Source organism: Lentzea sp. HUAS TT2 (genome assembly GCF_051853195.1).
In the GTDB taxonomy this organism is placed as follows: Bacteria; Actinomycetota; Actinomycetes; order Mycobacteriales; family Pseudonocardiaceae; genus Lentzea.
The window spans coordinates 842547-857259 of sequence record NZ_CP196667.1 but is presented as its reverse complement, the minus strand read 5'-3'; the positions used below and the strand labels follow the sequence as shown (position 1 = coordinate 857259).

Here is a 14713-nt window from a genome sequence, read left to right as displayed (position 1 = left end):
ACCGAACATCGTACTGAGCTGCTGGAACAGACACGAACGAACCACAGACGATCTGCGTCATGCACATCGCGTGGACGTCGTTCCTGCTGGCACTCGTGGTGATCACGGTCGTGCCCGGTCCCGACTTCGTACTGGTCATGGGGAACGCGGTCCGCAGCCTCCGCAAAGGCGTCGAGGCGGCGCTCGGGGTGCTCACCGGGCTGTTGATCCACGCGACGCTCGCGACGGTCGGGTTGTCCGCGCTCGTGGCGGCGGCTCCGGCGGCGTTGTTCGTGGTCAAGGCGATCGGCGCGGTCTACCTGGCCTACATCGGGTTCATGACGCTGAGGTCGGCCAGCAAGCCGTTGGAGGAGCAGCCGCGGCAGAAGAACGTGTTCCTGCGTGGCATGTTGTGCGATCTGTTGAATCCCAAGGTGATGCTCACGTTCCTGAGCCTCATCCCGCAGGCGATGGACCCGAACGCCGCGCCCCTTCCGCAGGCGGCGGTGCTGAGTGCCGTGACGGTAGGGGTGTTCGCGGTGTTCTGGGTCCTCGTGGTGCCGTCGGCGCGTCAGCTGGGCAGGCTGCTCAACAGGCCCAAGACCCGCGCGGTGTTCGAGCGGGTCTGTGGGACCGCTCTCATCGGGCTGGCGGCGTCAGTTCTCGCTACCTGAGTCCCACGTGACGGACAGTTCGTCGCGCGTGCCGAAGCGGACGAGGTGCCGTTCCACGACGTCCTTCAGGCGTGCCACGTCCTCCTCCGACGTGCACACCACGCGCATGATCAGCGCGTCGTCCGCTGCCTCGAACTCCGCGAGGCCCGCGGAGAAGCGGACGAAGCCGCGGGTGTCCTCCCAGGACCCTTCGAGGTCCTTGGCCGTGAAGTGCTTCACCAGCTGCGAGCCGTACCTCGGGGCACGGTCGGTCGCCGAGCGTCCCACGCTCGTGAATTCCGTCATGAAGCCAACTTACGCCTAGCAATACGTACCGGCACGTGACGCGGTTCACCTGGCAAAACGGAGTCTGAGAACACCCTGTGACGTCTCGCGTAAAGGCGAAGAACACGGCAGGCTGTCGCGTATGACGGAAGGCAAAGCACGTATCGCGGTCACCGGTCTTGCCACCATGGGCAGCAACCTCGCGCGCAACCTCGCGCGGCACGGTTTCAAAGTTGCCGTGCACAACCGGACGCCCGCGAAGATGAAGGCCCTGCTCGACGAGCACGGCCACGAGGGCGACTTCGTCGGCGCCGAGACGCTGCAGGATCTGGTCGACAGCCTGCAGACGCCGCGCCAGATCATCATCATGGTCAAGGCGGGTGGCCCGACCGACGCCGTCATCGACGAGCTGAGCGGGCTCCTGGAGCCCGGCGACATGGTCATCGACGGCGGCAACGCCCACTTCAACGACACGCGCCGCCGTGAGGCCGCGCTGAAGGAGAAGGGGCTGCTGTTCGTCGGCGCCGGCATCTCCGGCGGCGAGGAAGGCGCGCTCAACGGGCCGAGCATCATGCCGGGTGGTCCCGCTGAGTCCTACAAGCACGTCGGGCCGGTCTTCGAGGAGATCGCGGCCAAGGTGGACGGTCAGCCGTGCTGCGTGCACGTCGGGCCGGACGGCGCCGGGCACTTCGTGAAGATGGTCCACAACGGCATCGAGTACGCCGACATGCAGCTCATCGCCGAGGCGTACGACCTGCTGTCCCGCATCGGCGGCCAGACGCCGGCGGAGATCTCCGAGGTCTTCACGCAGTGGAACTCGGGCGACCTGGAGTCGTACCTGGTCGAGATCACCGCCGAGGTCCTCAAGCACGTCGACGCGGACGGCACGCCGCTCGTCCAGGTCATCGAGGACGCCGCGGAGCAGAAGGGCACCGGTCGCTGGACCGTGCAGGAGGCGCTGGAGCTGGGCGTGCCGGTCACCGGTATCGCCGAGGCCGTGTTCGCGCGCAGCCTGAGCGGCCACACCGACCAGCGCAAGGCCGTGCGCGAGGCGTTCGGTGCCAGCGAGGTCGTCGCGAAGCCGGACGCCGAGCTGGTCGACGACGTGCGCCAGGCGCTCTACGCGTCGAAGGTCGTCGCGTACGCGCAGGGCTTCGACATGATGCGCGAGGCGTCGAAGAACTTCGACTGGAACATCGACCTCGGTGCGATGGCGACGATCTGGCGTGGTGGCTGCATCATCCGCGCGCAGTTCCTCAACCGCATCCGCGAGGCCTACGACGCGAACGCCGACATCGCGTCCCTGTTGGTGGACAACTACTTCCGCGACGCGGTGCAGAACGCCGAGGCCGCGTGGCGCAGGGTTGTCGTGCGGGCGGTGGAATCCGGTGTGCCGACGCCGGGCTTCGTGTCCGCTTTGGCCTACTACGACGGACTTCGCTCGGAACGCCTGCCGGCGGCGCTTGTCCAGGGACAGCGGGACTTCTTCGGGGCACACACCTACAGGCGGATCGACAGGCCCGGTAGCTTCCACACGTTGTGGTCGGGTGATCGATCAGAGGTGGAAGCGTGAAATTAGGCATTCTGGGGGCGGTCGTCGCTGTGACGGCAGGGTTGACCCTGACGTCCAGCGGCGGCGCCGTGGCGGTCGGCAACGAGGCCCTCACGGCTGACCTCGACACGATCCTGGCCGACAACGCGCTGAAGGGCGCGGACGTCGGCCTGGTCGTGCGGGACGCCAACTCAGGTGAAGTGATCTACACGCGGCAGAGCAGCAGGCGCTCCCAGGTGGCGTCGAACATGAAGCTGCTCACCACGACGACGGCGCTGGACCTGCTGGGTCCGGACCACCGCTGGAAGACCGAGCTCGTCTCGGCCGGTACCAAGACCGGGACGGAGCTCAACGGCGACCTGGCGCTGCGCGGTGGCGGCGACCCGACGATGTCCAGGCTGCGCTACCAGCAGCTCGCGGACGCGTTGAAGGCCAGCGGCGTCACCACGGTGAACGGCGCGCTCGTCATCGACGACACCAAGTTCGACGCGCAGCCGTACGGCTCGGGCTGGGCGTGGGACGACGAACCGTTCGCGTACAGCGCGGAGACGTCGGCGCTCACGCTCTCGCCGGACGCGAAGTTCAGCGCGGGCACCGTGGTCGTGCGCGTCAAGCCGGGCGCCGCGGCGGGCGCCCCGGCTGTCGTGACGACCGAACCGGCGAACGACCACGTGCAGATCGTGTCCACGGCTACCACCGGTAACGCCGGTGTCTCCGTGGAGCGCGAGCACGGCACGAACCGGATCTTCGTCAGCGGGTCCACGACGGTCGAGACGACCAAGCTCTCGACGGTCAAGGACCCGACCGGGCTCGTGACGTCGGTGTTCCAGAAGGCGTTGCAGGCCAACGGGATCACCGTCACCGGTGGCGTGAAGAGGCAGAAGGCGCCGGCGAACGCCGCCGTCCTCGCCACCGACACGTCGATGAAGCTCAGCGAGCTGATCGTCCCGTTGCTCAAGGACAGCAACAACATGCTGGCCGAGGTGCTGGTCAAGACCGCGGGTGGCTCGTTCACCAACGGTGTCAACCAGCTCAGCACCAAGTGGTCCGGTCTGGGCGTCGACCCGAACGCGGTCGAGGTCTTCGACGGGTCCGGCATGTCCCGGCTCGACCAGTTCTCGCCGGACGACCTCACCTCGGTGCTGGTCAAGGCGAAGACGAAGCCGTGGTTCGCCGCGTGGCAGGCGTCGCTGCCGGTCGCCGGTGTCGACGGCACGCTGGTCAACCGCATGAAGAACACCCCGGCGGCGGGCAACGTGAAGGCCAAGACCGGGTCGCTGTCCGGCGTGTCCGGCCTGTCCGGTTACGTGACGACGGCCGCGGGCCGGGAGCTGGTGTTCTCGGTGGTGCAGAACAACGTCCTGTTGTTCAACAGCCCGAAGCTGATCGAGGACAGGATCGCCGTGCGCCTGGCCTCGGACGGTGGCACCTCGGTGGCGCCGCAGGTCCAGTCGGTGCCGCAGCAGCGCAAGGCTCCGGCGCAGGACCGCACCAAGGTTCCCGCGAAGGAGCGCTTCGACGTGGAGTGCTCCTGGATCGGCACCTGCTAGAAGTAAGTCGCAAGTGGAGCCGCCCCGAGAGTTTTCGGGGCGGCTCCTCGCTTTCTAGGCCGGGGACGGTACGGGCTCGAGCCCGTTGCGGTCCGGGTCGACCAGGTACACGCGGGCGTTCGAGATGTCGAAGTACATGCCCTTCAACGTGAGCGTGCCCGCGGTGATCGCCTCCCGCACGCTCGGGTGACCGAGCAGGTTGTCGAGCTGCTGGGCGACGTTCGCGACGGCGAGCCGGTCCGCCACCGGCAGCTCCGCGCAGCCGGGCGCGGTCGGCGCGTGGAACCGGATCAGCGACGGCTCGGCGTTGCGCAGCCACGAGTGCAGGTGCGATCCGCGCGACGCGGACCCGTTGACCAGTGCCTTCATCGCGCCGCAGTCGGAGTGTCCACACACGACGATGGTGCTGACGTTCAGGATCTCCACGGCGTACTCGATCGCCGCACCGACCGACCTGTCGTCGGCGGACGGCATCGGCACCAGGTTCCCGATGTTGCGCACGCAGAACAGGTCACCCGGCCCGGACGTGGTGATCAGGTTCGGCACCACGCGGGAGTCCGCGCACGTGATGAACAGCTGCTGGGGCCGTTGCCCGCGCACCGCCAGCTCGTGCAGGAACGGCCGCACCAACGGCGCGGAACGGCGTTCGAACTCGTGCATTCCCAGCAACATCGGGTCGCTCTCCACGGACGACCGCTGTGCCGGCAACGTCACCGCGCCCGGAGCACCCTGCCAGTGCGACCACGGCGCGAACCACCGCGGCAGCGGACCGGGCAACGTCTTGCGCCGCCCCGGTTTGCCCTGGTCCGCCTGGTCGTACCAGGTGTCGTGCACCTCGTCGACGCGCACCCGGCCACCGAGCCGTTCGTAGCCCTCGCGCCAGTCGTTGATCGCCTCGTAGGACGCGTGGTCCAGGTAGTCGACGTGCAGCTCCAGTACGACGGTCTGCCCCGGCGGCATCCTGCGCAGCTCGCGCACGAGCCGCCCCACTCCCAGGAACACCAGCGATCCCCGCACGCACACCCGGTTGCCCTCGACGCGCACCGAGCAGTGCGTCAACCGGTACAACGCGCGCAGCAACGCGATCGCGAGCCCCACGACCACGCCCTCCAGCAGTCCGAAGAGGACCACACCCAGCCCGGTCGCCGCGTAGACGAGGAACTCCCTGTGCTGCACCAGGGTCCGCATCCGGCTGATCGACACGAGCCGGAGCCCGACGACGAACAGCACACCCGCCAGCGCGGCCAGCGGGATCAGCTCCAGTGCGGGGGCGAACGCCAGCACCGCCACCGCGATCCACACGCCCTGGAAGATCGCCGCGTACCGGGTCTTCGCGCCCGCCGCGACGTTCGTCGAGCTGCGGGCCAGGCCACCGCTGATCGGGAACCCGCCGAGCGCGCCCGCGAGCACGTTGCCGGTGCCCTGCGCGATGAGCTCCTTGTCCAGCCGGGCCCGCGGCCCGTCGTGCAGCCGGTCCGTGGCGACGGCCGACAGCAACGACTCCATGCTCGCCACCAGCGCGACCGTGACGACGGCCGTGACCACCGTGCCGGCACTGCCCTGCGGCATCTCCGGGAACACCAGCGCGTGGCTGTCCGGCAGGTCGACCCTGGCCACGTCGAGGCGCAGCACGAACGCGAGCCCGGTGGCCGCGGCGACGGCGACCAGTGGCGCGGGGATCACGGAGACACGCGGAACACGGGGCCACAGCAGCAGAACCGCGATCGCCACGGCACCGGCCAGCACGGACCCGAGCGAGGCTCCGGCCAGTTGTCCCGGCAGCGACGCGAGGTTCGCGGGCACGGTCGACGCCGCCGTGCCGCCCAGCACCACCACGAGCTGCCCGACGGCGATGGAGATGCCGATGCCCGCCAGCATGCCGTGCACCACGGCGGGGGACAGCGACATCACCAGGCGGCTGATCCCGGTGAGCCCCAGCGCCAGCTGCAGCACGCCCGCGGCCAGCGTGATCGCCGCGGTGGCCGCCCACCCGAACTGCGCCACCAGCCCGGCCACGATCACCACGAGCCCTGTCCCCGGCCCGCTGATCTGCAACGGCGCCCCGCTGATCGCGCCGACGACCACGCCGCCGATGACCGCGGAGATGATCCCCGCCATCAGCGGCGCGCCCGTGGCGTGCGCGATGCCGAGCGACAGCGGGATCGAGATGAGGAACAGCACGAAGCTCGCGGGCAGGTCGTGCCTGAGGATCAGCGGTGGACCGTGCGGGGTGTGGTCGCCGGCGTTGGACCTGGGCATGTGGTTCACGGGTTTTCCTTTGCTGTACAGCGGCATAGCCCTGTGCGACGGAAGGCACAGGGCGGGGAGCGAGCTGAGGAGGGAGCGCGCTAGAGGCGCTCTAAGGGCAGCATGCGGCGCGGCCGGACGGCTGCGAGCGCGTCGGCGCGGTCATGCGGGGTCGGCACGGGAACACCTCCGTGTCGGCACAGGCATCGTCGGGCGGGATCAGGCCGCGTCACCATCAATGATGAGGCCGGAATCGGTGCTGTGACAGATCTTTCAGCCAACCGTGTTGATCTTCGCGGCATCGTCACGCGAGGTGATGACGTAGAAGGGCCGGCTCCGGTCGGGGGGTGCGGAGCCGGCCCAGGTCACGTGGGAACCGAAGAACTATCGAGTTCGGAGAATTCAGCCTACCGAGCGCAGGTGCTTGCCGTGTGAAGTCTCCTGGCCGACGACGGTCAGGATCAGCTGCGCCGAGAGATAAGCACGGCACGGTGCGGGCATCCGCCGTGAGAACCAGCCGCGCTTGCAGGTCGCGCACCGGCCGTGCTCGTCGGGCTGGTGCTCGTCGAGCAACGCCTTCACCACCGCGACCACCCTCGGCAACTCAACCCTGGCGAGTACGAGAGCGGTCTGGTCGTCGCCACGTGCGGCGAGTTCGGTGAGTGTGGCCAGGTGGGAGTGCAGCGACTTGTCCAGTTGGCTGAACACCGTGACGGCCATCAGGCTCAGAGCTCCAGTCCTTACGTAAGCAGCCCCAGCAGACTGTCGCGTCGAACCTGCGATCTGCAAGTTGCAGTACACGAATGGATGACGTCTCTTTGCGGCGAGCTGGTTTGCTCTCAAACTGGGATCGACCAGGAGACGTGACGGCACCCAGGAGGAGTCATGCGGGGTAGCAGTCCGACCCTGCGCAAGCGCCGGCTCGTGAGCGAGCTCCGTCGGTTGCGCGAGGTGGCCGGGCTGACGATCGAGGAGGTGGGCGAGCGACTGGAGTGCTCGGCCTCCAAGATCAGCCGCATCGAGACGGGCCGTGTGGGGGTGAGTCCGCGCGACGTGCGCGACATGCTCACCGCCTACAGCGCGGACGCCGCCACGCTCGAAGAGCTGGTCCAGCTGGCGAGGGAAGCCCGTCGCAAGGCGTGGTGGGACGAGTTCGGCGACATCGTGCCCGGTCGTTACGTGGGGTACGAGGCCGACGCGGACTCGATCAGGACCTACCAGGGGCTGATGATCCCGGGCCTGCTGCAGTGCGAGGCGTACACGAGGGCGTTGATCTCCCAGGTGCTGCCGGACGCGCGCGCCGGTGAGATCGACCGGCGCGTCCGGTTGCGCAAGGCCAGGCAGGCCCTGCTGAGTGAGGACGACCCGTTGCGCCTGCACGTCGTGATCGACGAAGCCGCCCTGCGCAGGCTCGTCGGCGGCGCCGAGGTGATGCGCGTGCAGATGGCGCGTCTTCTCGAAGTCGGTGCGTTGCCGAACGTCACGATGCAGGTCGTGCCGTTCAGCGCCGGTGGTCATGCTGCGATGGACGGCCCGTTCGTCATCCTGAGCTTTCCCGAGCAGCTCGACTCCGACGTGGTTTACATCGAGAGCACCAGAAGCGGCGTCTACCTGGAACAACAGTCGGACGTCCATTCCTACGCCGAGATGTTCGAGCGTCTCGTGAGTTCCGCCCAGACCCCCAGGGAATCGGCAACCCTGATCACGGAGATCGCTCGCACTCTCGCGTGACTGCGACCGGAGAGTGAACAGAGTGGAAAGCTTGCGTTGGCGCAAGAGCAGCAGGTCGTCGGCCGGTGGGCCCGAGTGCGTCGAGATCGCGCTCGTGTCGTCCGGCGCGGCCGTCCGGGACAGCAAGAACTCGGACGGTGCGCGGCTGAGGTTCGGTGACGCGGGATGGGACACGTTCCTCGCGGCCGCGAAGACCGGCTCTTTTGTCAGCTGATCGGAAGACGACGCGGAAGGCCCCGGCTGGAAGATCCAGCCGGGGCCTTCTGTCGTCGTAAGGGGACGTGGGCCGGCCGGCGTTCCGCCGCCGCGGGCTGGATGCCCCTTGCACGCCGGCCGACCCACGTCGATCATGGGGAGCAGCGGGTGTTCCGCTGTCCGGTCCAACCTGTTCCGACTGCGTGATCTCCGGTTTCCGTTGATCTCGCGGTGTGTGGTTGGTTGGACACGCTAAGCGTAAGAATGCCTTCTACAGCACGACTGGAGCCCGACTGAAGTGATCTTCAAGCTCCAGGTGGACCACAGGCGAAGGACAGATCGGTGACGCACGGCGAGGAACCCCTTCGGTTCGAGGTTCTCGGCCTTCTCCGAGTCGTTCGCGCAGGTCAAGAGGTTGATCTCGGTGCGGCGAAGCAGCGCGCCGTCCTCGCGGTCCTGCTGCTGGAGCGCAACACGCCGGTCAGCCGCGGGCAGATCATCGAGGCCGTCTGGGGCGACAACGTGCCCTCGAGCGCGGTCAACCTGGTCCAGACCTACGTCGCCGGACTGCGCAGGGCGCTCGAACCGACCCGTGCGCGCAGGGCTCCCGCCGAGCTGCTGACGTCGGTCGGCGACGGTTACCTGATGCGCGTGGAGCCCGGCGCTCTGGACCTGGACGTGTTCGAACGTCAGGTCCTGCTCGCGAACCGCATGCGCGCCGCCGGGGATCTCGCCGGAGCCGCGGTGGAGCTGGACGACGCGCTGGCGTTGTTCCGCGCCGAACCGCTGGGCGGTGTCTCGGGGCTGCACGCCGACGTCGAACGCGGCCGTCTCGTCGAGCGCAGGCTGGCGGTGCTGGAGGAACGCGCCGAGCTCGGCCTCGCGATCGGGCAGGGGGCGGAACTGGTCTCGCAGCTGAGCTCGGTGGTCGTCGAGCACCCGTTGCGCGAACGCGGCCACGGCCTGCTCATGCGGGCACTGGTCCAGGCTGGCCGGCAGGCGGAGGCGCTGGCCGCGTACCGGGAGGCCCGCGCCGTGCTGATCGAGGAACTCGGCGTCGAGCCGGGTCCCGAACTGCGCCGCGTGCACCAGGCCGTGCTGGCGGGGGACAGCCCCGAGCCGGAACGCGCGCCCGTTCGCGTGCCGCAGCAGCAGGCCGCGCCCGAACCCGCACCGGTGACGATCCCGGCACAGTTACCGCGCGCGCCCGTCGCGTTGATCGGCAGGGACGCCGAGCTCGGCTACCTGGACGCGTTGCTGCGCGGCCACGACGGCCCGGTGATGCTGGTGACCGGCCCGGCGGGGGTCGGCAAGACCGCGCTGGCCCTGCACTGGGCGCACCGGGTGCGCGACGAGTTCCCGGACGGCCAGCTCTACGTCGACGTGCACGGGTACGACCCGAACCGGGAGCCGCTGGAGATCGGCGAGGTGCTCAACCGGTTCCTGCGCGCCCTGGGCGTGCCCGCCGGCGACACCCCCGTCTCCGTCGACGAACGCTCGGCGCTGCTGCGCACGCTGCTGGCCGACCGCCGGATGCTCGTGATGCTCGACAACGTCCGCAGCTCGGCGGACCTGCTGCCGTTGCTGCCGGGCTCGCCCTCGTGCGTCGTCGTGACCTCGCGCCGCCGGCTGGTCGGACTCGTCGCGCAGGTCGAGGCGAAGCTGGTCGAGCTGGACATGCTCGACCCGGACGCCGCCGTCGACGTGCTGGGCCGCATCGCCGGCCGTTCGGACATCGAGGCCGGTGCCCTGCGCGAGCTGGCCGAGCTGTGCGACGGCTTACCCCTCGCGTTGCGCATCGCCGCGGCGCGTCTCGCCGTGTCCCCACGGCTGCGCGTCGCCGAACTCGTCGAGGAGCTGCAGGACGAGCAGGGCCGCCTGGCCGCGCTCGGCCTGGAAGACGGCGAAGGCACCGTGCGGGCCGCTCTGGACGCCTCACGCCGTGCGTTGCCCGCGGAGCCGTCGCGGTTGCTGGCGATCGTCGGCCTGCACCCCGGCTCGGACCTGACCCCGCACGTCGTCGCGGCCATGGGGGACGTGTCGCTGCTGGAGGCCCAGCGCGCGCTGGACGCGTTGACGGCCGCGAACCTGCTGTCCGTCAGCGAACCGGGCAGGCACTTCGCGCACGACATCGTCCGCGTCTACACGAAGACGCTGGCCGGCGAGCTGTCCGAGCCGGAACGCCGGGCCGCCACGAGCCGGATGCTCGACTACTACCTGCACTGCGCGGACCTCGCCGACGGGTTGTTGCCGATCAACCGAGGCAGCGTCCTGGTCGCGCCGGAGCACCGTCCCGCGCACGTGCCGGCGATCTCCGGTGCCGCGGACGCGACGGCCTGGTTCGACGCCGAGCGCGCGAACCTGATCGCCGCCGCCGAGCTCGCCTCGGGTTCCGGCTGGCACGTCCACGCTTGGCAGCTGCCGTACACCCTGTCGCGGTACCTGTGGCTGCGGACCGAGCGCGAGACCTCGCTGCGCCTCACCGAGGCCGCGTTGCAGGCCGCCATCGCGCTGAACGACGACGACGCGCGGTTTGTCATGCAGTTCAACCTCGGCGTCGCGTTGCTGCAGTTCGAACGCTTCGAGGAGGCCCTGCAGGCCCAGCAGGGTGCGCTGGAGGTGGCGCGCCGCAAGGAGGACGTGCACCAGCAGGCACGCGCCCTGACGACGGTCGCGGGCACGTTGCAGGACCTGGGCCGCGCCGCAGAGGCCGAGGCGCACTACCGCGAGGCCATGGAGATCTCGCGGATCGCGGGCTCGAAGTGGGCCGAGGCCAACGCGCACCACCACCTCGGGCTGCTGTACCTGAGCACCCAGCGCTTCGACGACGCGATGCCGTGGCTGCGGGTGGCGTTGCGGATGTACCACGAGGTCGGTGAGCAGTGCGGGGAAGCGGCCTGCCACGTCGACATCTCCACGGCCCTGCTGGAGACCGGTGACGCGGACGGAGCGCTGTCTGCTGCCCGTACGGCGCTGGCGGTGGCGTGCGATGCCGTCTCGCCGTACCACCAGGCGTTGGCGCACGACCGGCTCGCGGCGGTGTTCGAGCGGTTGAACGCGGCGGGGGCGGCGGCGCACTGGCAGCGGGCGCTGGCGTTGTTCAGCGAGCTGGGGGCGCCGGAAGCCGACGGTGTGAGGGCCCGGCTGGCTCGCGCACGTGCGGTGACGGTCGGGTAAGGGGTTCTGCGGGCAGGACTGCGTGATCGCCCGATGCCTGAGGTGAGGCCTCAGGACGACCCTCAGGTCCATGACCGAATGGACCCCTGAGGCGATCAAGGCGGAAATCGACTACCGACGTGGCAACGCCGTGTGCAACTGGCAGCGGTCGAACCGCGACATGCCGTCGTGGCTCAAACGAGTGATGCACCGCACTACGACCCGGACGCGATGAGGGCCCTTGCAGGCGCCCCGGCGCAATCCGGGCAACACCCCACTGAACAAGTTACTCGTGAACAAACGCTGTGCTGTGACAGCATGCCTCTTGTGGCGCGCCTGGGGTCCGGAATTCCGTTGGTCGCACGCGATCGGGAACTGGACCGGTTGCGTGCCGCACTGGCACAGGCCGGCGAGGGCACCGCGGGGGCGGTGCTGGTCGCCGGGGACGCCGGCGTCGGCAAGACGCGGCTGATCGACGAGCTGGCCGCCAGCGCCGACGACACGATCGTCCTCATGGGACGGTGCCTGGACGTCGGCGAGACAGGCCTGCCGTACCTGCCGTTCGCCGAGGCGTTGAGCAAGCTCAAGACCGACGTGGCGCACCGGCCGGCGCTCGCGATGTTGCTGCCGCAGCTGGCGTTGCCCGCCGAACGCGAGCCCGGCACCGAGGGCATGATCGCGCCGAGCCTGATCCCCGGTCGCAGGCCGGAGCAGGACGTCGGGCAGCTCCAGCTGTTCGACGCCGTGCTCGGGCTGCTGAGCGATCTCGCCGAACGGCAGCGCGTCCTGTTCGTGGTCGAGGACCTGCACTGGGCCGACGCGTCCACCCGGTACCTGTTGTCGTTCCTGTTGTCCCGCCTGCGTTCCCAGCGCCTGCTGGTCGTCTGCACCTACCGCGCGGACGACCTGCATCGCAGCCATCCGTTGCGCCCCTTGCTGTCCGAGCTGGTCCGGCTGCCCGCCGTCGACCGCCTGGACCTCTCGCCGTTCAACGCCGCGGATGCCCGCCGGTTCGTCGAGGCGCTGTCCGACGACCTGCCGGAGGACGTCGTCCAGCAGGTCGCGGAACGCTCCGAGGGCAACGCCTTCTTCGCCGAGGAACTCATCGCGGTGGCCACCTGTGACGACGCCAGGTCGTTGCCGTCCGCGCTCGCCGACGTGCTGCTCAGTCGCGTCGAGAGCCTCAGTGCCGAGGCGCAGCACGTCGTCCGCGTCGTGTCGGTCTGGGGCCGCCGGGTCCGCCACCACCGGCTGCACGACGTCACCGGCATGACGGACATCGCGCTCGACGCGGCGATGCGCGAACTGGTCCAGCACCACCTGCTCGTCGTGAACGACGACGAGGTCTACGCCTTCCGCCACGCCCTGCTGAGGGAAGCGGTCTACGGCGACCTGCTGCCCGGCGAACGGGTGCGGCTGCACGCCGCCTACGCCCAGCACCTGGCCCGGCAGCTGGACGAACGCGGTGCCGCGGCGGCGCTGGCCCACCACGCCTTCGAGAGTCACGACCTGCCGCAGGCCCTGAAAGCAGCGATCCAGGCGTCCAAGGAGTCCGAACGCGCCGGCGCGCCCGCGGAGTCGTTGCGGTACCTGGAGAAGGCGCTCAACCTCTGGAACGCGGTCGCCGCGGCGGACCGTCCGTCCGATGTGGACGAGTCGGTGCTGCTGCGCCGTGCCTCCTGGGTCGCGGGCACGGCCGGGCAGCCGGAACGCGCCGTCGCGTTCGCCCGCAGCGCCACCAAGGCCATCAGCGCCGAGCAGACGCCGGAGGAGGCCGCCGAGATCTGGCTGCGGCTCTCGCAGGCGCTCTCGATCCTCGACGGCAACGAGGAAGAGCACTTCCTGGTCCTCGGCAAGGCGCTCGCCCTCGTGCAGGACCGCGAGCCCAGCCCCACTCGCGCCCGCGTGTTCGCGGGCAAGGCATCTTCCCTGCGCCAGCAACGCAAGGACGCCCAGGCGCGCGAGGCCGCCGAGCTCGCGATCGCGGACGGCCAGACGGCGAACGCGCCGGGTGCGGTCGCGGACGGGCTCGGAACCCTGGCGATCCTCGACGACCACGCCGGTCAGCCGGAGGAGGCGCAGGCCAGCTTCGAGCGTGCGATCCAGTGTGCGCGCGAGGTCGGGGCGTTCAACAACGAGCTGAGGGCCTGGTACTACTACGGCCTCATGCATTACGACCGCGGCGAGCTGGCCGAGGCCGCCCGCGTCTACAACCTCGCGGGGGAGCGGGCCAAGGAGACCGGCCTGACGTGGAGCATGTACGGCCTGGAGATCCGCATCCTCCAGGTGCTGGTGCACTACTACATCGGCGACTGGGACTACGCGGCGTGGGCCAGCGAACCGCCCGGCATGTCCGTCTCCTCGACGGTGCTGGCCAGGTTGGCGTCGGCGAGCACGCACCTCACGGTCTCGCGCGGCGACCTGGACGAGTCCGAGCGGATGATCACCAAGCTGCGCAGCGACTGGCACCGCGACATCCAGATCGCGCTGATCAACGGCGGTACCGGCGCGGAGCTCGCGCTGTGGCGCGGCCGTCCGGAGCTGGCTGTCGAACGGGTCACGGACGCGCTGGAGTGGGCGCGCAAGCTCGGCGGGCCGTGGATGCTCGCGGGCATCAGGATCGGCGCGATCGGCATCGCGGGGCACGCGGAGATCGCCACGAAGGCACGCCGCAAGCGCGACACCGAGGCCGAGAAGAACGCTGTGGCGGCAGGACACGAGCTCGCCGAGCACGTGCGGCTGACCGCGAAGAACGGCAAGCCGCGTGCCGGGGTGCTCGGTCCGGAGGGACGTGCCTGGCTGGCCCGCGCGCTCGCGGAGGAGTCCAGGCTGACCGGCGCGGGCGACCCTGGGCTGTGGCAGGCCGCCGTGGACGAGTTCGACTTCGGGGTCGCGTTCGAGCAGGCGCTGTGCCGGTGGCGGCTCGCGGAGGCGTTGCTCGGGGCCGAACGCCGCGACGAGGCCGCCGAGCAGCTGCGCCTGGCCGACGAGGTGGCGACGAGGCTCAAGGCCGTTCCGCTCGCCACGGCCATCGCCTTGTGTGCCAAGCGGGCCCGCATCACCCTCAGGGCCGACGAACCGGTGCGCGAGCAGATCGACCTCTTCACCCCGCGCGAACGCGACGTGCTCGGCCTGGTGGCCTCGGGCCGGACGAACCGCGAGGTCGGCGAGGAGCTCTACATCAGCGAGAAGACCGTCTCCGTGCACCTTTCCCGGATCATGGCCAAGCTGGGGGCGTCGCGGCGCGCGGAGGCCGTGGCCATCGCGTACGACCGGGGTCTGCTGGAGTAGCGCGGGTTGTCATACCTCAGGCTGATGCGCAACGCGTCGCGGAGTTGATGTCCGCGCACTCAGCTTCCTCATAG

Annotated in this window: 11 protein-coding genes; 8 read left to right on the top strand and 3 right to left on the bottom strand. The window is 69.7% G+C overall.

Going from position 1 to position 14713, the window contains the following annotated elements; translation table 11 throughout:
* The first annotated feature begins 59 nt into the window (after nt 1–59).
* Nucleotides 60–653 carry a LysE family translocator gene (locus ACSHWB_RS04330; protein ID WP_439660789.1) on the top strand — a complete coding sequence of 198 codons (594 nt, stop codon included), beginning with the start codon at nt 60–62 and terminating at the stop codon, nt 651–653.
* Here the strand turns inward: ACSHWB_RS04330 and ACSHWB_RS04325 are convergent.
* The gene (locus ACSHWB_RS04325; RefSeq protein WP_439660788.1) at nt 636–938 is read right to left on the bottom strand and encodes a DUF2218 domain-containing protein; all 303 of its coding nucleotides are present in this window, start codon (nt 936–938) and stop codon (nt 636–638) included. The two genes, ACSHWB_RS04330 and ACSHWB_RS04325, sit on opposite strands and share 18 nt — an antisense overlap.
* 121 nt (nt 939–1059) lie before the next feature.
* On the opposite strand from ACSHWB_RS04325, the gene gndA reads away from it, so the two are divergent.
* Both gndA and dacB read left to right on the top strand, forming a co-directional pair.
* Nucleotides 1060–2490: an NADP-dependent phosphogluconate dehydrogenase gene (gene gndA, locus ACSHWB_RS04320; protein WP_439660787.1), complete on the top strand. Its 1431-nt coding sequence runs from the start codon at nt 1060–1062 to the stop codon at nt 2488–2490.
* Complete coding sequence (gene dacB, locus ACSHWB_RS04315) at nt 2487–4019, top strand: D-alanyl-D-alanine carboxypeptidase/D-alanyl-D-alanine endopeptidase (protein ID WP_439660786.1); 1533 nt, start codon at nt 2487–2489, stop codon at nt 4017–4019. Before gndA ends, dacB begins: the two co-directional genes overlap by 4 nt.
* A gap of 54 nt (nt 4020–4073) precedes the next feature.
* Here the strand turns inward: dacB and ACSHWB_RS04310 are convergent, their stop codons facing one another.
* Nucleotides 4074–6278, bottom strand: a complete 2205-nt coding sequence (locus ACSHWB_RS04310) for a SulP family inorganic anion transporter (RefSeq protein ID WP_439664513.1) — start codon at nt 6276–6278, stop codon at nt 4074–4076.
* Between the two features lie 390 nt (nt 6279–6668).
* The gene (locus ACSHWB_RS04305; RefSeq protein ID WP_439660785.1) at nt 6669–6986 is read right to left on the bottom strand and encodes a hypothetical protein; all 318 of its coding nucleotides are present in this window, start codon (nt 6984–6986) and stop codon (nt 6669–6671) included.
* 165 nt (nt 6987–7151) lie between these two features.
* On the opposite strand from ACSHWB_RS04305, the gene ACSHWB_RS04300 reads away from it, so the two are divergent.
* The 5 genes from ACSHWB_RS04300 (at nt 7152) to ACSHWB_RS04280 (ending at nt 14639) form a co-directional block, all read left to right on the top strand.
* Entirely contained in the window at nt 7152–7997 is an 846-nt protein-coding gene (locus ACSHWB_RS04300) for a helix-turn-helix domain-containing protein (RefSeq protein ID WP_439660784.1), read from the top strand.
* A 22-nt stretch (nt 7998–8019) separates the two neighbouring features.
* Complete coding sequence (locus tag ACSHWB_RS04295; RefSeq protein ID WP_439660783.1) at nt 8020–8211, top strand: DUF397 domain-containing protein; 192 nt, start codon at nt 8020–8022, stop codon at nt 8209–8211.
* A gap of 323 nt (nt 8212–8534) precedes the next feature.
* Entirely contained in the window at nt 8535–11369 is a 2835-nt protein-coding gene (locus tag ACSHWB_RS04290) for an AfsR/SARP family transcriptional regulator (RefSeq protein ID WP_439660782.1), read from the top strand.
* Nucleotides 11370–11439: 70 nt separating this feature from the next.
* Nucleotides 11440–11583 (top strand): hypothetical protein, encoded by a 144-nt coding sequence (locus ACSHWB_RS04285; RefSeq protein WP_439660781.1) that lies wholly within the window; start codon nt 11440–11442, stop codon nt 11581–11583.
* An 83-nt stretch (nt 11584–11666) separates the two neighbouring features.
* Nucleotides 11667–14639, top strand: a complete 2973-nt coding sequence (locus ACSHWB_RS04280; RefSeq protein ID WP_439660780.1) for a helix-turn-helix transcriptional regulator — start codon at nt 11667–11669, stop codon at nt 14637–14639.
* Nucleotides 14640–14713: the final 74 nt, after the last annotated feature.